This window comes from Agromyces tropicus, assembly GCF_039531345.1.
Taxonomy (GTDB): domain Bacteria; phylum Actinomycetota; class Actinomycetes; order Actinomycetales; family Microbacteriaceae; genus Agromyces; species Agromyces tropicus.
In genome coordinates, this window is record NZ_BAAAPW010000001.1 from 110,323 (window position 1) to 129,119 (window position 18,797).

Below are 18,797 nucleotides of genomic sequence, written 5' to 3' on the forward strand. Positions count from 1 at the left end.
CGGCCCGCGCGTCCGCCCGCCGGAGCCGCGTCGACGACGTCGGCGCCCCCGCGCCGTCAGGGTGCGCGTCGCGGTTCGGACTCGGACCGCGACGTGACGGAGCCCATCGCGCTGCCGACCACGGCGACGGCCGATCGATCGACGACGCGACGCAGTGCGACGGGGACGCGCGATCGGGACGGAGGCGCCGGCGCGAGCACTCCGACCACCCGTGACGCGCCGTCGGGCGACGGTGCGTCGGACCCCCGGGGCACCGCGACCGTGACGGAGGCCGAGGGATCGACGGCATCGGACCGGGCGACGCGCCGGCGGCAGGGCGCCGCGGAGCGTGCCAGGCGTCGGTACGAGCGGCGGGAGGTCCGCCGGTTCACCAAGCGGAGCCGGTTGCGTCGCGCGACGTGGATCGCCGTGCTCGCGTCCGTGGTGGGACTCGCCGTCGCCGCCGTCGCGGTCGCGTACTCGCCGCTCATGGCGCTGCGCGAGGTGCGCGTCGAGGGCGCGTCGCGCATCGCCGCGGCCGACGTGCGCGCGGCCTTCGACGACCGGATGGGCACGCCGCTCCCGCTGATCGCACCGGACGAGGTCCAGGAGGCGCTCTCGGCGTTCCCGCTCATCGAGACCTACTCGATCGAGACGGTGCCGCCGGGCACGCTCGTCGTCCGGCTGGTCGAGCGCACGCCCGTCGGCGTGCTCGACGCGTCGGGCGGCCTGGTCTCGGTCGATGCGGCGGGCGTCGTGGTCGATCGGCTCGACGAGCGACCCGACGGCCTGCCCCTGATCGAGGTCGAGGGCGGGATCGACGCCCCCGCGTTCCGCGCCGTCGGCCGGGTCCTGCGCAGCCTGCCCCAGGAGCTCCGCCAGGGGATCGCCTCGGTCGCCGCGGCCTCCGCCGACGACGTCCGGTTCGAGCTCGAGACGGGCGCGAGCGTCGTCTGGGGCAACGCGGACGAGTCCTCGCTCAAGGCGGCGGTGCTGCAGGACCTCATGGCGGCGGCGCCGCCCGACGTGGTGGACCGCTACGACGTCTCGGCGCCGCTGAACCCCGTCACGGAGTGAGCGGCGCGGTCGGATCGCGACACGCCGCGATCGCCGGGGCGGGTGTCTGCCGGCGCCCCCTACCTTCGATTCAGGAAATGCATACTCGGCAAAACTTTAACCTTCCAGTAGAGGTCTAGGGTTCAGAGTTCGCAGAGAGGGCCGGACATGTCGACAAACCAGAACTACCTCGCCGTCATCAAGGTCGTCGGCATCGGCGGCGGTGGTGTCAACGCCGTCAACCGCATGATCGAACTCGGACTGAGGGGCGTCGAGTTCATCGCCATCAACACGGACGCCCAGGCGCTGCTGATGTCCGATGCCGACGTGAAGCTCGACGTCGGCCGCGACCTCACGCGCGGGCTCGGTGCCGGTGCCGACCCCGAGGTCGGACGACGTGCCGCCGAGGACCACGCCGAGGAGATCGAGGAGGCGCTGGCCGGCGCCGACATGGTCTTCGTGACCGCCGGCGAGGGCGGCGGCACCGGTACGGGCGGTGCCCCGGTGGTCGCGCGCATCGCGAAGTCGATCGGCGCGCTCACCATCGGCGTCGTCACGAAGCCGTTCAGCTTCGAGGGCAAGCGGCGCCAGACGCAGGCGGAGCAGGGCGTCGCGCGACTCAAGGAGGAGGTCGACACCCTCATCGTGGTGCCGAACGACCGGCTCCTCGAGATCAGCGACCGGGGCATCTCGATGCTCGAGGCGTTCGCCACCGCCGACCAGGTGCTCCTCGCCGGTGTCCAGGGCATCACCGACCTCATCACGACGCCCGGCCTGATCAACCTCGACTTCGCGGACGTCAAGTCGGTCATGCAGGGCGCGGGATCCGCGCTCATGGGCATCGGGTCGTCGAGGGGGGCGGATCGCGCCATCAAGGCCGCCGAGCTCGCGGTGGCGAGCCCGTTGCTGGAGGCCTCGATCGACGGAGCGCACGGCGTGCTGCTCTCGATCCAGGGCGGCTCGAACCTCGGCATCTTCGAGATCAACGACGCGGCCAGGCTCGTGCAGGAGGCCGTGCACCCCGAGGCGAACATCATCTTCGGCGCGGTGATCGACGACACGCTCGGCGACGAGGTGCGTGTCACGGTGATCGCGGCGGGCTTCGACGGCGGCGAGCCGCAGGCGAGGACCGTCGAGGCGCGCCAGCCGAGCGCGGTCCCGGCCGCGGTCGGTGCGGCCGCCGGCGGCGGTGCGGGCGTCGCGGCGGAGTCGAGCGAGTCGATCACCGAGATCGACATCGAGGAGCTCGTCGAGACCGCCAACTGGGGCGAGGCGAGTACGACCGCCGACCAGATCGTCTCCGATCCCGCGTTCGCCGGCGGCGACGACGCGGACGACCTCGACATCCCCGACTTCCTCAAGTGACCGCGAGCGCTCCCGGGTGCCTCCCGCCGAGGGCGGGAGGCACCCGGTGAACGGCCTCTCCGAGCGATTCGACGCCGTGCGCGCGAGCATCGCGGACGCCGCGCGAGAGGCGGGGCGCGCTCCCGACGACCTCACGACCGTCGTGGTGACGAAGTTCCAGCCGGAGTCGTTGATCCGCGAGCTCGCCGCGCTCGGCGTGACCGACGTGGGCGAGAACCGGCACCAGGAGGCGCAGGCCAAGGCGCGGGCGCTCGCCGACCTCGGGCTGACCTGGCACTTCGTCGGGCAGCTCCAGAGCAAGAAGGCGCGACAGGCGCGCGCGTACGCCTCGGTCATCCACTCGATCGACCGCGACTCGCTGGTGGACGCGCTGCGCTCCGAGGAGGCGACCGTGGACGGCTTCATCCAGGTGAACCTCACGGACGACCCCGGGCGCGGCGGCGTCGCCGCGGACGCGCTGCTCCCGTTCGCGGAGCGCGTACTCGCGACGCCGGGCATCCGATTGCTCGGGCTCATGGCCGTCGCGCCGCTCGACGAGCCCGCGCGGCCGGCGTTCGCCCGCGTGCGGCTGCTCTCGGAGCGGCTGCAGGGCGTCGCTCCGGAGGCGGTCGCGATGTCCATGGGGATGTCGCACGACTATCGCGACGCGATCCTGGAGGGTGCGACACACCTTCGCATCGGCACGGCAATCACGGGGAAGCGTCCGACCGGAGGCTAGCCTCGGAATCACGGAACCACTCTGACGGAGGCAGCGATGTCGAACCCGCTGAAGAAGACCATGGTCTACCTGGGACTCGCCGACGAGGAGCTCGAGCCCGAGACCCCGCCGGCCGCCGCGACGCCGGCCCCGGTCGTGCACGCGGCGCCGACGCCCGCCCCCAAGGGCGGCGCTGCCGTCACCCCGCTCCGAAAGCACCACGTGCAACCGACGACACCCCCGCAGGCGGACATGAACGAGATCCTCACGGTGCACCCGCGCCAGTACCGAGACGCCCAGGTGATCGCCGAGTCGTTCCGCGAGGGCGTGCCGGTGATCATCAACCTGTCCCAGATGTCGGACGCCGATGCGCGCCGGCTGATCGACTTCGCCAGCGGCCTGTCGCAGGGCCTCTACGGCAAGATCGAACGCGTCACGAGCAAGGTGTTCCTGCTCTCGCCGTCGCACGTGGTGGTCTCCGGGGAGGCCGGCGAGAGCGAGGGCGACGTGGACGCCTCGTTCTTCTCGCACGCGTAGACTCGCGGACGTGAGCGCACTCGCCGTCGTCTGGAACCTCGTCTACACGCTCCTCCTCATCTACTTCTTCGTGATGTGGGCGCGGTTCGTCCTCGACCTGGTGCGGACGTTCAACCGATCGTGGCGACCGCGGGGTTTCGTGCTGGTGCTCGTCGAGGCCGTGTACACCGTGACGGATCCGCTGGTCCGGTTCTTCCGCCGGTTGATCCCGCCGATCCGGCTCGGGCAGGTCGCGCTCGACCTCGGTTGGAGCGTGGCGATGCTCGTGGTGATCATCGCCATGACCGTCGTCTCGTGGCTCGCGGCGGGGGCCGCCGCGTCGGCCTGACGCGAGTTGCGCGCGGGGCGCGCCGTGCGACGGACCTCACTGCGACCGTGAGGTTCTCTTTGCTACCGTTAGCAGAACGTGATCGAACCGTTCGACAGATTCAGAGGGATGGGAAGCCATGGCGCTAACTCCGGAAGATGTGGTCAACAAGCGCTTTCAGGCGACGAAGTTCCGCGAGGGCTACGACCAGGACGAGGTCGATGACTTCCTCGACGAGGTGGTCGTCGAACTGCGTCGACTGAACCAGGAGAACGAGGAGCTGCGCCAGCGACTGGCCGCGGCCGAGTCCCGCGCCGCCGACGGTGCCGGAGCCCCGGCTGCGCCGGCTCCCGCGCAGACGTACGCCGAGCCGGCGCCCGCCGCGCCGACCGTGGCCGTGCCGACCCAGACGGCCGCGCCGCAGTCCGAGATCGACGAGCAGACCAGCACCACGAACCTGCTGCAGCTCGCGCGCCGCCTGCACGAGGAGCACGTGCGCGAGGGCGTCGAGAAGCGCGACGCGTTGATCGCCGAGGGCCACGCGACCGCCGCGCGCATCGTCGCCGAGGCCGAGGCCAAGCAGCGTGCGCAGATGGGCATCCTCGACCAGGAGCGCGTCGCGCTCGAGAAGCGCGTCGACGAGCTCCGCGTCTTCGAGCGGGACTACCGCGCGAAGCTCAAGAGCTACATCGAGGGCCAGCTGCGCGAGCTCGACACCGCCCAGCCGGTCCAGGTCGGCGGTGCCGGCTTCCCCGCGCAGGGCGTGAGCGGCGAGCAGCCCGCACCGACCTTCCAGGGCTTTGGAGGCTGAGCGCCGGGCCAGGTTCGGCGTCACCGCACTGCTGATCCTGGTCGGCGTCGCGATCACGGTCTACGGCATCGACCAGGTCAGCAAGCACTTCGTCGTCACCACGCTCGCCGAGGGCGAGACCGTCCCCGTCCTCGGCGGCGTGCTGCAGTGGCAGTTCGTCCGGAATCCCGGCGCCGCGTTCTCCATCGCGAGCGGCATGACCTGGGTCTTCACGATCCTCGCGGCCGGGGTGATCACGTTCATCATCTGGTTCGCCCGCCGCATCCGCTCCATCGCCTGGGCCCTCGTGTTCGGCCTGCTGCTCGGCGGCGTGCTCGGGAACCTCACCGATCGGCTGCTCCGCGAGCCCGGCTTCGGCATCGGGCACGTGATCGACTTCATCTCGACGCCGTGGATGCTGCCGGCGATCTACAACGTCGCGGACATCGCGATCGTCTCGAGCATGATCCTCTTCATGATCCTGACGATCCGGGGGATCGGCCTCGACGGCTCCCGGCCCGTGAAGCCCGGCGAGGGCGACACCGGCTCCGCCGAGGCGGAGACGCCGGGCCGCGACGCCCGCGGCGGCGCTCCGGCCGAGCTCGCTCGCGAGTCCTGAGATGGAGCACCGCTCGCTGCCCGTCCCCGACGGGCTCGACGGCGTCCGCGTCGACGCGGGCCTGGCGAAGCTGCTCGGGTTCTCCCGCACGCAGGCGGCCGAGATCGCGGCATCCGGCGGCGCCAGCCTCGACGGGCGCGCCGTCGACAAGTCCGACAAGCTCCGCGCCGGCGGCTGGCTCGAGGTGACCTGGGCGCCGCCGCGCACGCTCGAGGTCGAGCCGATCCCCGTGCCCGACCTCGGCATCGTGCACGACGACGACGAGATCGTGGTCGTGGACAAGCCGGCCGGCGTCGCCGCGCACCCGTCGCTCGGCTGGGAGGGCCCGACCGTGGTCGGGGCGCTCGCGGCGGCCGGCTACCGCATCTCGACCTCCGGCGCGCCGGAGCGCCAGGGCGTCGTGCACCGGCTCGACGCCGGCACGAGCGGCCTCATGGTCGTCGCGAAGTCCGAGTACGCGTACACGATGCTGAAGCGCGCCTTCCACGACCGCGAGGTCGAGAAGGTCTACCACGCGGTCGTGCAGGGGCATCCGGACCCGCTCGCGGGCACGATCGACGCCCCGGTCGGGCGGCATCCGCGGTCCGAGTGGAGGTTCGCCGTGACGGTCGACGGCAAGCACGCCGTGACCCACTACGAGACCATCGAGGCGTTCCCGTACGCGTCGCTGCTCGAGATCCACCTCGAGACCGGGCGGACCCATCAGATCCGCGTGCACATGTCGGCGCAGCGGCATCCGTGCGCGGGCGACACGATGTACGGCGCCGACCCGACGCTGAGCGCCCGGCTGGGCCTCACCCGCCAGTGGCTGCACGCGAAGCAGCTCTCGTTCGTGCACCCGGGCACGGGGGAGTGGTCGACCTACGAGTCGGACTACCCGGCCGACCTGCAGCACGCGCTCGACGTGCTCTCCGGCGACTGAAACGCCTGCCTCGAGCGGCCACCGTGCCGGTGGTCGCCAATAGACTGCAAGCACCCCGCACCCGCTCGCAGCACCACCGAAGAGGAGCCCTGTGGCCGCCGACTCCTTCGTCCACCTGCACGTCCATTCCGAGTACTCGATGCTCGACGGGGCGGCCCGGGTCGGCGAGCTGATGAAGGCCGCCGCGGCGGAGGGCATGCCCGCCGTGGCGATGACCGACCACGGCAACGTCTTCGGCGCGTTCGACTTCTGGAAGCAGGCGACGGATGCCGGGGTGAAGCCCATCATCGGCACCGAGGCGTACCTCACGCCGGGCACCCATCGCAGCGACAAGACGCGCGTGCGGTGGGGCAACGGCGGCGGCGACGACGTGTCGGGCTCGGGGGCCTACACGCACATGACGCTGCTCTCCGAGACCACGGAGGGCATGCACAACCTGTTCCGGCTCTCGAGCCGCGCCTCGATCGAGGGGTACTACTTCAAGCCGCGCATGGACCGCGAGCTGCTGCAGACGTACTCGAAGGGACTGATCGCCACGACCGGGTGCCCGTCGGGCGAGGTCCAGACGCGACTGCGGCTCGGGCAGTACGACGAGGCCGTCCAGGCGGCCGCCGAGTTCCGCGACATCTTCGGCAAGGAGAACTTCTTCGCCGAGGTGATGGACCACGGGCTCGGCATCGAGAAGCGCATCATGGACGACCTGCTCCGGCTCGCGAAGGAGCTCGGCCTGCCGCTCGTCGCCACGAACGACCTGCACTACACGCACGCGCACGACGCCAAGAGCCACGCCGCGCTGCTCTGCGTGCAGTCGGGCTCGACGCTGGACGACCCCAACCGGTTCAAGTTCGACGCCGACGAGTTCTACCTGAAGTCGGCCGCCGAGATGCGACACGTGTTCCGCGACCACCCCGAGGCGTGCGACAACACGCTGCTCATCGCCGAGCGCTGCGACGTGCAGTTCAACACGAGCGCGAACTACATGCCGCGCTTCCCGGTGCCCGAGGGCGAGGACGAGCAGAGCTGGTTCGTCAAGGAGGTCGAGACGGGGCTGCACGAGCGCTACCCCGGCGGGATCCCCGATGAGGTCCGACGTCAGGCGGACTACGAGGTCGGCGTCATCAGCCAGATGGGCTTCCCGGGCTACTTCCTCGTCGTCGCCGACTTCATCAACTGGTCCAAGCGCAACGGCATCCGCGTGGGCCCGGGCCGCGGCTCGGGCGCCGGCTCGATGGCGGCGTACGCCATGCGGATCACCGACCTCGACCCGCTGCAGCACGGCCTCATCTTCGAGCGGTTCCTGAACCCCGACCGCGTCTCGATGCCCGACTTCGACGTGGACTTCGACGAGCGTCGTCGCGGCGAGGTCATCAAGTACGTGACCGAGAAGTACGGCGACGAGCGCGTCGCGCAGATTGTCACCTACGGCACGATCAAGGCGAAGCAGGCCCTCAAGGACTCCAGCCGCGTGCTCGGCTTCCCGTTCGGGATGGGTGAGAAGCTCACCAAGGCCATGCCGCCCGCCGTCATGGGCAAGGACATCCCGCTCTCGGGCATCCTCGACACGGACCACCCGCGCTACAAGGAGGCCGGCGACATCCGCGCCCTCATCGAGACGGACGCCGAGGCGAAGACCGTCTTCGACACGGCGCTCGGGCTCGAGAACCTCAAGCGCCAGTGGGGTGTGCACGCCGCAGGCGTCATCATGTCGAGCGAGCCGCTGATCGACATCATCCCGATCATGAAGCGGGAGCAGGACGGCCAGATCGTCACGCAGTTCGACTACCCCGCATGCGAGTCGCTCGGGCTCATCAAGATGGACTTCCTGGGGCTGCGCAACCTCACCATCATCGACGACGCGCTCGACAACATCGAGGCGAACCGCGGCCACCGCCCAGTCCTCGAGGACCTCCCGCTCGACGACGTCGAGGCCTACCGGCTGCTCTCCCGCGGCGACACGCTCGGTGTCTTCCAGCTCGACGGCGGGCCGATGCGGTCGCTGCTCCGGCAGATGAAGCCCGACAACTTCGAGGACATCTCGGCCGTCATCGCCCTGTACCGGCCGGGTCCGATGGGCGCGAACTCGCACATCAACTACGCGCTGCGCAAGAACGGCCTGCAGCCGATCACGCCGATCCACCCCGAGCTCGAGGAGCCGCTGCGCGACATCCTCGACACCAGCTACGGCCTGATCATCTACCAGGAGCAGGTCATGGCCATCGCGCAGAAGGTCGCCGGCTTCAGTCTCGGCCAGGCCGACATCCTCCGCCGTGCGATGGGCAAGAAGAAGAAGTCCGAGCTGGACAAGCAGTTCGAGGGCTTCTCCGGCGGCATGAAGGCGAACGGCTACTCCGAGGCGGCGGTGAAGACGCTCTGGGACATCCTGCTGCCGTTCTCCGACTACGCGTTCAACAAAGCGCACTCCGCGGCCTACGGGGTGCTCAGCTACTGGACCGCGTACCTCAAGGCCCACTACCCGGCCGAGTACATGGCGGCCCTGCTCACGAGCGTCGGCGACGCGCGCGACAAGCTCGCGCTCTACCTCAACGAGTGCCGCCGCATGGGCATCAAGGTGCTCCCGCCCGACGTGAACGAGTCGACGAAGTACTTCGCCGCCGTCGGCGACGACATCCGCTTCGGACTGGGCGCCGTGCGCAACGTCGGCTTCAACGTCGTCGACGGCGTCCGAGCTGCGCGCGAGGCCAAGGGGCGCTTCGAGTCGTTCCACGACTTCCTCAAGAAGGTGCCCAGCCAGGCCGCCAACAAGCGGACGGTCGAGTCGCTCGTGAAGGCGGGCGCCTTCGACTCGCTCGGCCACACGCGCCGCGCCCTCGTCGAGATCCACGAGGGCGCCGTCGAGGCCGCCGTGAAGGAGAAGCGCGCGGAGGAGAACGGCGACGTCGGGTTCGACTTCGACAGCCTGTTCGAGGAGCACGAGAAGGAGGCCGCCCCCTCGCCCGTGCCCGATCGCCCGGAGTGGGCCAAGCGCGACAAGCTGGCGTTCGAGCGCGAGATGCTCGGGCTCTACGTCTCGGACCACCCCCTCGCCGGCCTCGAGGCGACCCTGGCCAAGCACGCGTCGACGACGATCACCGACCTGATGAGCTCGGACGGCACGCAGGACGGCGACGTCGCGACGATCGCCGGGCTGGTCACGAGCGTCCAGCACCGCGTGGCCCGCCAGTCCGGCAACCAGTACGGCATGATCCAGGTCGAGGACTTCTCGGGCGAGATCACCGTGATGTTCATGGGCAAGGCGTACCAGGAGTTCGCACCGGCGCTGAAGGGCGACTCGATCGTCGTGGTCCGCGGTCGCGTGAGCCTGCGCGACGACGGCATGAACCTGCACGCCTACAGCGTCTTCGAGCCCGAGGTGGGGCAGGGCGACGAGGGCGGCCCGGTGGTCATCTCGCTGCCCGACGTCCGGGCGACGACCGACACGATCACCGCGCTCGGCGACGTGCTCATCCGGCACCGCGGCGACACCGAGGTCCGGTTGAAACTGACGAAGGGGCGGACGGCACGCGTCTTCGAGCTGCCGTACCCGGTGACCGTGAGCGCCGACTTCTACGGCGAGCTGAAGAGCCTGCTCGGACCGAACTGCCTCGCGTGACGTCACGTCGAGCGATCGCCGAGGTGCGATCGCTAGGCTGAGCGGGCCATGCTACGCACGATCGACCTCCGCGGCACCCGTCCGACCCCGTCCGAGCTGCTCGCTCTCGTCCCGCGCGCCGCGACGGACGTCGCCGCCGCGCTCGAGCCGGCGCGCGCCCTCATCGACGACGTGCGCGCGCGCGGCGAGGCGGCCCTCCTCGACCAGGCCGAGCGGTTCGACCGGGTGCGCCCGGGCGCCGTCCGCGTCCGGTACGACGAGCTCGCGGCCGCACGCGACGCGCTGCGCCCCGACGTGCGCCGCGCGGTCGAGTCGACGATCGAGCGCGTCCGCGCCGCCAGCGCCGCGCAGGTGCCGGCGCCCGAGCGCACGGTGCTCGCGTCGGGGGCCGTCGTCGAGCAGCGTTGGCAGCCCGTCGGCCGAGTGGGCCTGTACGTGCCCGGCGGCAAGGCCGTCTACCCGTCCAGCGTCGTCATGAACGTCGTCCCGGCCCAGGTCGCCGGCGTCCGCTCCATCGCGCTCGCATCGCCCGCCCAGGCGGCGCACGACGGGCGCATCCACCCGACGATCGCGGGCGTCGCCGCCCTCCTCGGCATCGACGAGGTGTACGCGATGGGCGGCGCGGGCGCCGTCGGCGCCTTCGCATACGGCGTGCCCGACCTCGGGCTCGAACCCGTGCAGCGCGTGACGGGCCCCGGCAACGTGTTCGTCGCGGCCGCCAAGCGCGTCGTGCAGGGCGTGACCGGCATCGACGCCGAGGCCGGGCCGACCGACATCCTGGTGATCGCCGACGACGCGGCCGACGCCGACTTCGTCGCCTCCGACCTCGTGAGCCAGGCCGAGCACGACGAGCTGGCCGCGGCCGTGCTGGTGACCGACTCGGCCGAGTACGCCGAGCGGGTGCTCGAGCGGCTCGCCGTGCGGGCGACGGAGACCCGGCACGCGACGAGGATCCGGGCCGCGCTCGAGGGCGCGCAGTCCGCGGTCGTGCTCGTCGACGACCTCGAGCAGGCGGCGGACTTCGCGAACGCGTTCGGCGCCGAGCACCTCGAGATCCAGGTCCGCGACGCGGACGCCGTCCTCGCACGCATCGAGAACGCCGGGGCGATCTTCGTCGGCCCCTACTCGCCCGTGAGCCTCGGCGACTACGCCGCCGGGTCGAACCATGTGCTCCCGACCGGCGGCCAGTCCAGGTACGCGGCCGGCCTGTCGGCGGCGACGTTCCTGCGGCCCCAACAGGTGGTCCGGTACGACGAGGCCGCACTGCGCGAGGTCGCGCCCGTGATCGCGACGCTGTCGGAGGAGGAGGACCTCCCGGCCCACGGCGAGGCCGTGACCGCGCGCTTCGGCGAGCACCGCTGACCGCGGCGCTACGCTGGGAGCACCATGTACTGCCCCTTCTGCCGTCACCCCGATTCGCGTGTCATCGACTCCCGCACGAGCGACGACGGACTCTCCATCCGGCGCCGCCGCCAGTGCCCGGAGTGCGGCCGCCGCTTCTCGACGACCGAGACCGCGAGCCTCGCGGTGATCAAGCGCTCGGGCGTGATCGAGCCGTTCAGCCGCGAGAAGGTCGTGCTCGGCGTCAAGAAGGCCTGCCAGGGCCGCCCGGTCACGGACTCCGACCTCGCCGTGCTCGCGCAGAAGGTCGAGGAGACGATCCGGTCGACGGGCGCCTCGCAGATCGAGGCGAACGACATCGGCCTCGCGATCCTGCCGCCGCTCCGCGAGCTCGACGAGGTCGCGTACCTGCGCTTCGCCAGCGTGTACCAGGCGTTCGAATCGCTCGACGACTTCGAGTCGGCGATCGAGGCGCTGCGCGAGGAGCACGGCCGGCTTCCCGCGCGACCGGCCGAGTGACGCCCGTCCGGCACGTCGCCGCCGCTCCGGTAGCCTGATCCCCGGCATGTATCGTCTCCTCTTCTCCCTCGTCTTCGCGCGCATGGATCCCGAGCGCGCGCACCACCTGGCGTTCCGCGTCATCCGCGCCCTGCCGGTGCTCGGCCTGGGTCCGCTCGCCGAGCGCCTCACCGGTCCCGCGCCCGAGCTCGGCGTCGAGGCGCTCGGCCTGCGCTTCCCATCGCCGTTCGGCGTCGCTGCGGGCTTCGACAAGGACGCGCTCGCGGTCGTCGGCCTCGGGCGCCTCGGGTTCGGCCACGTCGAGGTGGGCACGATCACCGCGCTGCCGCAACCCGGCAACGATCGGCCGCGACTGTTCCGCCTCGTCGCGGACCGTGCGCTCGTCAACCGCATGGGCTTCAACAACGGTGGGGCGGATGCCGCGGCCGGCCGCCTCTCGCGCCTGTCGCGACGTCGGCACCGACCCGTCCTGGGCGTCAACATCGGCAAGAGCCGGGTCACGCCGGTCGAGCGCGCCACCGCGGACTACGTCCGCAGCGCCAAGGTGCTCGCCCCGTACGCCGACTACCTGGTCGTGAACGTGAGCTCGCCGAACACGCCGGGCCTCCGCGGACTGCAGGAGCTCGACGCCCTCGCGCCGCTGCTCGAGGCGGTGCGCGCCGCCGCCGGCTCGACGCCGCTGCTCGTCAAGATCGCCCCGGACCTCGACGATTCCGAGGTCGTGCGCATCTGCGAGCTCGTCGTGCGGCTCGGGCTCGACGGCATCATCGCGACGAACACGACGATCTCACGGGCCGGCCTCACGACCCCCGCCGCGCAGGTCGACGCCATCGGCGCCGGCGGACTGTCGGGTGCCCCGCTGGCGGCGCGATCGCAGGAGGTGCTGCGCCTCATCCGGGAGCACGTGCCCGCGGGGCTCTGCGTCGTGTCGGTCGGCGGTGTCGAGACCGCCGAGGACGTGCAGGAGCGGCTCGATGCGGGCGCGACGCTCGTGCAGGGCTACTCGGCCTTCATCTACCGGGGGCCGCTCTGGGCGCGCGAGGTCAATCGCGGGCTCGAGCGCATCCGCCGCGCGCGTCGCGCCGCGGCATCCGTCGCCTGACCGCGCTCGACCGCCGCAGGCCGCGCCGGGCTCCGGGTCGTGCTCGTCAGAGCATGCCGATGTCGGCGAGCCGGTCGGCGAGGGTCGCGCCGTCGCTCGCCGAGACCCACGGGACGTCGGCGCCGTGCTCGTCGGCTTTCGTGCGGCCGCCCGCGAGCACCGCCTCACCGGGGGAGAGCTCGCGGATCGCGATCGCGGCGACGCGGTCCGGGTGCTCGCGCGCGAACTCCGCGTAGAGCTCCTCGTCGTGCTGGCCGTCGTCGCCGATGAGCAGCCAGCGCACGTGCGGGAACTCCTCCGCGAGCCGTCGCAGGTTCTCGCTCTTGTGCGCCTTCCCGCTGCGGAACCAGCGGTCGTGCGTGGGGCCCCAGTCGGTGAGCAGCAGCGGTCCCGCGGGGTAGAGGTTGCGCGAGAGGAACCGCGTCAGGGTGGGGGCGACGTTCCACGCGCCCGTCGAGAGGTAGATGACCGGCGAGCCGGGGTGCTGGCGCGCGAGCCGCTCGTAGAGGACGGCCATGCCCGGGGTGGGGCTGCGCGCGTGCTCGTCGAGCACGAACGTGTTCCACGCCGCGACGAACGGTCGGGGGAGTGCCGTCACCATGACGGTGTCGTCGACGTCGGAGACGATGCCGAAGTCGACGCCGGGTCCGACGACCCAGATGGGCGCCTCGACGGGCTCGGACCCGTGCGTGCGCAGCACGGCGCGGTTCCAGCCGGGCTCGAGGCGCACGGGCACCCTGGTGTCGACGACGCCGCCGCGGTCGGCGGGGACCTCGATCCGTTCGCCGCCGACCTCGATCGTGACCGGGATGTCGCCGACCGGCACGCTCGTGAAGCTGCGCCAGCCGCGGATGCCCTCGTTGCGCCGCCGCCGACGCCGCGGCGACGTCTCGTCGTCGCGCACCGGCTTCGACAGGAGCACGCGGCAGAACACGCGCACCCATTCGGTCGATCCGTAGCCGGTGTAGGGCACGACCGTCGGCACGTGGCCGCGACCCCGCGCCCAGCGCTCGCGCACCTCGTGGATCCAGTCCTCCACGCGCGCAGCGCGGTGCCGGGCCGGCCGTTGCCGGGCTCCGGCCGGGACGGGGGAACTCACCGGCATCCACTCATCCTTGCATGCACTCCCGCGGGGATGCGAAACCCGGCCCGCGGGGGAGGGCCTTTCCGCGGACGCCGGGTAGAGTGGTCCGGCGAACAAGGAGGACCCGTGCCGAACATCGACCTGATCCTGGGGTCCGATCACGGGCGGACGCGCTCGGTGCGAACCGAGCCCACGCAGCGACGCAGCACCCAGCGGCTCGACGCGCTGCTGGATGCGGCCGCCGCGATCGTCGACGAACTCGGATTCGAGCGACTGACCACCCAGATGGTCGCCGAGCGCGCCGGCGCGTCGATCGGCACGGTCTACCGGTACTTCCCGGACCGCGTCGCCGTGCTGTACGCGCTGCGCGAGCGCAGCGTCCGCCGGTACCGCGAGCGTCTCGCCGAGGCGCTCGACTCGGCCGAGCTGGCGGCCTGGTGGGACGTGGTCGACTGCGCCCTCGACGTGTGCGCCGACCTGTACCGCACGGAGCCCGGCTTCACCGTGATCCACGCCGCGCCGCGCGAGGCGTCCGAGCTCGACGGCGAGCCCGAGATCGCCCACCGCATCGCCAAGGTCTTCGCGCAGGACTTCGGCATCGTCGAGGACGCGGAGGTGCGCCATCGACTCGGCGTCGCCCTCGAGCTGGGCGCGGCGCTCATCCACCGCGCCTTCGAGCGCGACGCGGCGGGCGACGAGCGGTACCTGGCCGAGTCCCGCCGCGTGGTGCGCGACTACCTCGACCAGGAGCTCAGCGCGCGCATCGCCGCCTCGCCCGCGGCCTGATCCGGTTTCGCGGGCGGCGAACCTCCGAGCGCCATCCGTTGCCCAGCCACCCTCGAGGTGTTTGGCTTGATCCGATGCGCCGGTCGGCGCACGGCACCGACGGAGGCAGCATGATCGAGTTCCGCGGCGTCACCAAGCAGTTCCCCGACGGCACGGTCGCCGTGCGTGACGTCGACATCGTGATCCCCCCACGGAAGACCACGGTGCTCGTCGGCTCGTCGGGGTCCGGCAAGACGACGCTCCTGCGCATGATCAACCGGATGGTCGACCCCAGCAGCGGCCAGGTGCTCATCGACGGCACCGACGTCGCCACGGTCGATCCCGTCAAGCTCCGGCGCGGCATCGGCTACGTCATGCAGAACTCGGGTCTGCTGCCGCACCGGAAGGTCATCGACAACGTCGCGACCGTTCCGCTGCTGCGGGGAGAGTCGCGCCGTGAGGCGCACGCGCACGCGCTCGAGCTCCTCGACACCGTCGGGCTCGACCGCTCCCTGGCCGACCGGTACCCGGGCCAGCTCTCGGGCGGCCAGCAGCAGCGCGTCGGCGTCGCGCGCGGGCTCGCGGTCGACCCGAACATCCTGCTCATGGACGAGCCGTTCGGCGCGGTCGACCCGATCGTGCGGTCGGAGCTCCAGCAGGAGCTGCTCCGCCTGCAGGGGGAGCTCGGCAAGACGGTCGTGTTCGTGACGCACGACATCGAGGAGGCGTTCCTCCTCGGCGACCAGGTCGTGATCCTGCGCACGGGGGGCGAGATCGTCCAGCGGGGCGCGCCCTCCGAGATCCTCGCCGCCCCGGCCGACGAGTTCGTCGCCGGCTTCATCGGCGCCGACAAGGGTCGGCGCACGCTGCGGCTCACCGAGGTGGACGGCCGGCGGATCGTCGTCGACTCCGAGGGCCGCCCCGCCGGGGTGCTCGCCCAGTGAACTGGCTCTGGAACAACCTCGACGAGGTGGGCGAGCTGACGCTCGTCCACCTGGCATTGTCGGTGCCCACCATCATCATGAGCTTCGTGATCTCCGTGCCGATCGGCTGGGCCGCGTGGCGGTTCCGGTGGTCGCGAGGAGTGGTGCTCGGGCTCGCCGGCATCCTGTACGCCATTCCGTCGCTGCCGCTGTTCATCGCGCTGCCCGGGATCATCGGCACGTCGCTCCGCGCGCCGATCAACGTGGTGATCGTGCTCACGCTCTACGGCATCGCGCTCATGGTGCGCACGGCCGCCGACGGCTTCGGCGACGTCGATCCCGACGTGCGCCTCTCGGCGACGGCGGTCGGCTACTCCGGCTTCCGCCGCTTCTGGAGCGTCGAGCTGCCGCTCGCGGGACCGACGCTCCTCGCCGGCCTGCGCGTGGTCATCGTGAGCACGGTCAGCCTCGTCACCGTCAGCGCCGTGCTCGGCATCCAGAGCCTCGGCTCGCTGTTCACCGACGGGTTCCAGCGCAACATCCCGGTCGAGATCGCCACCGGCATCGTCGTGACCGTCGCGCTCGCGCTGGTCCTCGACCTCGTTGCGGTGCTGCTCGGGCGCCTGCTCATGCCGTGGACCGAGGTCGACGCCCGGAGCCGCCGGGCGGCACGGCGACAGGCGCGCGATCCCGAGGGGGCGGTCGCATGAGCCTCTTCGCCGAGGCCTTCGCCTGGATCCTCGACCCCGCCAACTGGGTCGGCCCGGACGGGATCGCCGCCAACCTGTGGTTCCACCTCGTCTTCAGCCTCTCGGTCGTCGCCGCGGCCGCGGTCGTCGCGCTGCCGATCGGCGCGGTCATCGGCCACACCGGTCGCGGCCGCGAGACCGCCGTGGTCGTCTCGGGCGGCCTGCGGGCCCTGCCGACCCTCGGCCTCCTGGTGCTCGTGGCACTCGCGCTCGGCGTCGGGATCCTCGCGCCCTTCCTCGCCCTCATGGTGCTCGCCATCCCGCCGGTCCTCGCAGGGGCGTACGCGGGCGTCGGCGCCGTCGACCGCCGCACGGTCGACGCCGCCCGCGGCATGGGCATGACCGAGGCGCAGATCATCGCCAAGGTCGAACTGCCGCTGGCGCTGCCGACGATCATGGGCGGCATCCGCTCCGCGGTCCTGCAGGTCGTCGCGACGGCGACGCTCGCCGCGTACGTCGGCGGCCCGGGGCTCGGCACGTACCTGTTCCTCGGCCTGCAGACGCGCGACTACCCCCTCACGCTGGCCGCGTCGATCCTCGTGATCGCACTCGCGCTCGTGCTCGACGGCGTGTTCGCTGGCCTCCAACGACTCGTGGTGCCCGCCGGCGTCGTCGCCGCGCGCGACACCGACCGACTCCGCTCCCGGCCGTCCCGGTCGGGAGCGGCCGCGGGGTGACCTCCTCGGTCACCCGTCTATGAAGGGAATGCATCATGAGGTCCGTGACTGGAAAAGGCCGGCTCGTCGCACTGGCGGCGGTCGCGGTCGGGGCGACAGTGGCCCTGGCAGGGTGTGCGTCGGGGGATCCCCTCGACGACGAACCCTCGAGCGGTGATGGCGGCGGCGAGACCATCGTCATCGGCTCGCAGGAGTACTACTCCAACGAGATCATCGCCGAGATCTACGCGCAGGCGCTCGAGGCCAACGGGTACACCGTGCAGCGCGACTTCAACATCGGCCAGCGGGAGGTGTACCTGCCCGAGCTCGAGGCCGGGAACATCGACCTCTTCCCGGAGTACACCGGCAACCTGCTGCAGTACTACGTGCCCGACACGACCGCGAAGACGAGCGATGACGTGTACGCCGAGCTCGAGGGCGCACTGCCCGACGGGCTGCGCGTGCTCGACCAGTCGTCCGCGACCGACCAGGACTCCTACAACGTCACGCGCGAGTTCTCCGACGAGAACGGCGTGACGAGCCTGGCCGACCTGAAGGACGTGTCGACGCCGATCACGCTCGGCGGCAACGCCGAGCTCGAGACGCGTCCGTACGGGCCCGAAGGCCTGCAGGACGTCTACGGCGTCGAGGTCGGGTTCACCGCGATCCAGGACTCCGGCGGCGCGCTCACGCTGAAGGCGCTCACGGACGGCCAGGTGCAGATGGTGAACATCTACAGCGCCGACCCCAACATCGCCACGAACGACCTCGTCACGCTCGAGGACCCCGAGGGCCTGTTCCTCGCCTCGAACGTCGTGCCGATCGCGAGCGAGAAGGTCACCGACGAGGTCGCCGCGATCATCAACGAGGTCAGTGCGGCCATGACCGCGGAGGACCTGGTCCAGCTGAACTCCGAGAGCGTCAACGACCAGCGCTCCGCCGACGACATCGCGGCGGACTGGCTGTCGGAGCAGGGGCTGGCCTAGCCCTCGCCAGGACGCTCGGAGGGGTCGGTCGCCGCGGCGGCCGGCCCCTCCGGCGTCTCCGCCCGCCCGCCGTCGCCCGGCGCGATGTGCGGCGGGACCTGCGGGTGGGCGGATGACGAGGCGTCATCCGACATGTGCCGTGCCTCGAAGCGCAGGAGGACCTTCTTGCCGATCCAGGCGAGCACGAGGAAGAGGACGATCACGCCGACGAAGAGGTACCCGGCCCCGTGCAGGTGCTCGCTCAGCTCGCGGTATCCGCCGGCGGCGGCCGACCCGACGCCGACGTAGGCGAACGACCAGATCACGCAGGCCGGGGCGGTCCACGCGAGGAAGCGACGGTACGACATGTCGCTCATGCCGACCGTGAGGGGCACCAGCGAGTGCAGCACGGGAAGGAAGCGGGAGATGAACACCGCCGGCCCGCCTCGCCGGGCGAGGTAGCGCTGCGCCCGATGCCAGTTGTGCTCGCCGATCCGCCGTCCGAGCCGCGAGGCCTGGATCTTCGGGCCGAACCACCGGCCGAGCGCGAACCCGATGCTCTCGCCGATCAGCGCCCCGACGATGACGGCGATCGCCAGTGCGATGAACTCGACCGGACCCTCGACGCCGGTCGCCGCGACGATCACGATCGTGTCGCCGGGGACGACGAGGCCGACGAGGACCGAGGTCTCCAGCAGGATGCCGAGGCCCGCGAGCAGCGTTCGGACGACGGGGTCGACGTTGCCCACCGTCTCGAGGATGCCGTCGAGCAGCTCGTTCACGACTCGAGCCTACGGGCTGGCGCCTCCGT

General features: G+C 71.5%; 19 protein-coding genes. 17 read left to right on the forward strand and 2 right to left on the reverse strand.

From position 1 onward, the window contains the following. The first annotated feature begins 93 nt into the window (after positions 1-93). From ABD230_RS00545 to ABD230_RS00600, 12 genes are all read left to right on the forward strand, one after another. Positions 94-1,056 (forward strand): FtsQ-type POTRA domain-containing protein, encoded by a 963-nt coding sequence (locus tag ABD230_RS00545; RefSeq protein WP_344368697.1) that lies wholly within the window; start codon positions 94-96, stop codon positions 1,054-1,056. Between the two features lie 147 nt (positions 1,057-1,203). Continuing rightward, positions 1,204-2,400, forward strand: coding sequence for a cell division protein FtsZ (ftsZ, locus tag ABD230_RS00550; protein WP_344368699.1), 1,197 nt, complete (start codon positions 1,204-1,206; stop codon positions 2,398-2,400). 46 nt (positions 2,401-2,446) lie between these two features. Continuing rightward, on the forward strand, positions 2,447-3,118 hold the full coding sequence (locus ABD230_RS00555; protein ID WP_344368700.1) for a YggS family pyridoxal phosphate-dependent enzyme: 672 nt from the start codon (positions 2,447-2,449) through the stop codon (positions 3,116-3,118). A 36-nt stretch (positions 3,119-3,154) separates the two neighbouring features. Then, complete coding sequence (locus tag ABD230_RS00560) at positions 3,155-3,634, forward strand: cell division protein SepF (RefSeq protein ID WP_344368701.1); 480 nt, start codon at positions 3,155-3,157, stop codon at positions 3,632-3,634. 10 nt (positions 3,635-3,644) lie between these two features. After that, positions 3,645-3,962 (forward strand): YggT family protein, encoded by a 318-nt coding sequence (locus ABD230_RS00565; protein ID WP_344368702.1) that lies wholly within the window; start codon positions 3,645-3,647, stop codon positions 3,960-3,962. A 118-nt stretch (positions 3,963-4,080) separates the two neighbouring features. Further along, positions 4,081-4,752 carry a DivIVA domain-containing protein gene (locus ABD230_RS00570; protein ID WP_344368703.1) on the forward strand — a complete coding sequence of 224 codons (672 nt, stop codon included), beginning with the start codon at positions 4,081-4,083 and terminating at the stop codon, positions 4,750-4,752. Next, a complete protein-coding gene (lspA, locus tag ABD230_RS00575; protein ID WP_344368704.1) occupies positions 4,742-5,350 on the forward strand; it encodes a signal peptidase II in 609 nt (202 codons plus the stop codon). Before ABD230_RS00570 ends, lspA begins: the two co-directional genes overlap by 11 nt. Before the next feature lies 1 nt (position 5,351). After that, positions 5,352-6,272: an RluA family pseudouridine synthase gene (locus tag ABD230_RS00580; protein WP_344368705.1), complete on the forward strand. Its 921-nt coding sequence runs from the start codon at positions 5,352-5,354 to the stop codon at positions 6,270-6,272. 139 nt (positions 6,273-6,411) lie between these two features. Continuing rightward, complete coding sequence (dnaE, locus tag ABD230_RS00585) at positions 6,412-9,882, forward strand: DNA polymerase III subunit alpha (RefSeq protein WP_425546187.1); 3,471 nt, start codon at positions 6,412-6,414, stop codon at positions 9,880-9,882. Positions 9,883-9,930: 48 nt separating this feature from the next. Next, complete coding sequence (gene hisD / locus ABD230_RS00590; protein ID WP_344368708.1) at positions 9,931-11,244, forward strand: histidinol dehydrogenase; 1,314 nt, start codon at positions 9,931-9,933, stop codon at positions 11,242-11,244. Between the two features lie 24 nt (positions 11,245-11,268). Further along, the gene (gene nrdR, locus ABD230_RS00595; RefSeq protein ID WP_129233566.1) at positions 11,269-11,742 is read left to right on the forward strand and encodes a transcriptional regulator NrdR; all 474 of its coding nucleotides are present in this window, start codon (positions 11,269-11,271) and stop codon (positions 11,740-11,742) included. A 46-nt stretch (positions 11,743-11,788) separates the two neighbouring features. Beyond that, entirely contained in the window at positions 11,789-12,844 is a 1,056-nt protein-coding gene (locus ABD230_RS00600; protein WP_344368709.1) for a quinone-dependent dihydroorotate dehydrogenase, read from the forward strand. A 46-nt stretch (positions 12,845-12,890) separates the two neighbouring features. Here the strand turns inward: ABD230_RS00600 and ABD230_RS00605 are convergent, their stop codons facing one another. Then, positions 12,891-13,949, reverse strand: a complete 1,059-nt coding sequence (locus ABD230_RS00605; protein ID WP_344368710.1) for an App1 family protein phosphatidate phosphatase — start codon at positions 13,947-13,949, stop codon at positions 12,891-12,893. Between the two features lie 105 nt (positions 13,950-14,054). Here ABD230_RS00605 and ABD230_RS00610 point away from each other — a divergent pair, with 105 nt between their 5' ends. The 5 genes from ABD230_RS00610 to ABD230_RS00630 all read left to right on the forward strand — a co-directional run bounded on the left by ABD230_RS00610 (position 14,055) and on the right by ABD230_RS00630 (position 18,007). Next, positions 14,055-14,714, forward strand: a complete 660-nt coding sequence (locus ABD230_RS00610) for a TetR/AcrR family transcriptional regulator (protein ID WP_344368711.1) — start codon at positions 14,055-14,057, stop codon at positions 14,712-14,714. Positions 14,715-14,824: 110 nt separating this feature from the next. Next, positions 14,825-15,637, forward strand: coding sequence for an ABC transporter ATP-binding protein (locus ABD230_RS00615; protein WP_344368713.1), 813 nt, complete (start codon positions 14,825-14,827; stop codon positions 15,635-15,637). Continuing rightward, a complete protein-coding gene (locus tag ABD230_RS00620; protein WP_344368715.1) occupies positions 15,634-16,326 on the forward strand; it encodes an ABC transporter permease in 693 nt (230 codons plus the stop codon). The genes ABD230_RS00615 and ABD230_RS00620 overlap by 4 nt, the downstream gene beginning before the upstream one ends. Continuing rightward, positions 16,323-17,042, forward strand: a complete 720-nt coding sequence (locus ABD230_RS00625; RefSeq protein WP_344368716.1) for an ABC transporter permease — start codon at positions 16,323-16,325, stop codon at positions 17,040-17,042. The genes ABD230_RS00620 and ABD230_RS00625 overlap by 4 nt, the downstream gene beginning before the upstream one ends. Positions 17,043-17,077: 35 nt before the next feature. Then, positions 17,078-18,007: an ABC transporter substrate-binding protein gene (locus tag ABD230_RS00630; protein ID WP_344368718.1), complete on the forward strand. Its 930-nt coding sequence runs from the start codon at positions 17,078-17,080 to the stop codon at positions 18,005-18,007. Here the strand turns inward: ABD230_RS00630 and ABD230_RS00635 are convergent. After that, complete coding sequence (locus ABD230_RS00635; RefSeq protein WP_344368720.1) at positions 18,004-18,768, reverse strand: DedA family protein; 765 nt, start codon at positions 18,766-18,768, stop codon at positions 18,004-18,006. The two genes, ABD230_RS00630 and ABD230_RS00635, sit on opposite strands and share 4 nt — an antisense overlap. Between the last annotated feature and the right edge of the window lie 29 nt (positions 18,769-18,797).

Coding starts and splice junctions, on each gene's coding strand:
- ftsZ (WP_344368699.1), top strand. CDS start 1,204: ATGTCGACAAACCAGAACTACCTCGCCGTCATCAAGGTCGTCGGCATC.
- ABD230_RS00560 (WP_344368701.1), top strand. CDS start 3,155: ATGTCGAACCCGCTGAAGAAGACCATGGTCTACCTGGGACTCGCCGAC.
- ABD230_RS00570 (WP_344368703.1), top strand. CDS start 4,081: ATGGCGCTAACTCCGGAAGATGTGGTCAACAAGCGCTTTCAGGCGACG.
- ABD230_RS00580 (WP_344368705.1), top strand. CDS start 5,352: ATGGAGCACCGCTCGCTGCCCGTCCCCGACGGGCTCGACGGCGTCCGC.
- dnaE (WP_425546187.1), top strand. CDS start 6,412: ATGCTCGACGGGGCGGCCCGGGTCGGCGAGCTGATGAAGGCCGCCGCG.
- hisD (WP_344368708.1), top strand. CDS start 9,931: ATGCTACGCACGATCGACCTCCGCGGCACCCGTCCGACCCCGTCCGAG.
- nrdR (WP_129233566.1), top strand. CDS start 11,269: ATGTACTGCCCCTTCTGCCGTCACCCCGATTCGCGTGTCATCGACTCC.
- ABD230_RS00600 (WP_344368709.1), top strand. CDS start 11,789: ATGTATCGTCTCCTCTTCTCCCTCGTCTTCGCGCGCATGGATCCCGAG.
- ABD230_RS00605 (WP_344368710.1), bottom strand. CDS start 13,949: ATGCCGGTGAGTTCCCCCGTCCCGGCCGGAGCCCGGCAACGGCCGGCC.
- ABD230_RS00615 (WP_344368713.1), top strand. CDS start 14,825: ATGATCGAGTTCCGCGGCGTCACCAAGCAGTTCCCCGACGGCACGGTC.
- ABD230_RS00625 (WP_344368716.1), top strand. CDS start 16,323: ATGAGCCTCTTCGCCGAGGCCTTCGCCTGGATCCTCGACCCCGCCAAC.
- ABD230_RS00630 (WP_344368718.1), top strand. CDS start 17,078: ATGAGGTCCGTGACTGGAAAAGGCCGGCTCGTCGCACTGGCGGCGGTC.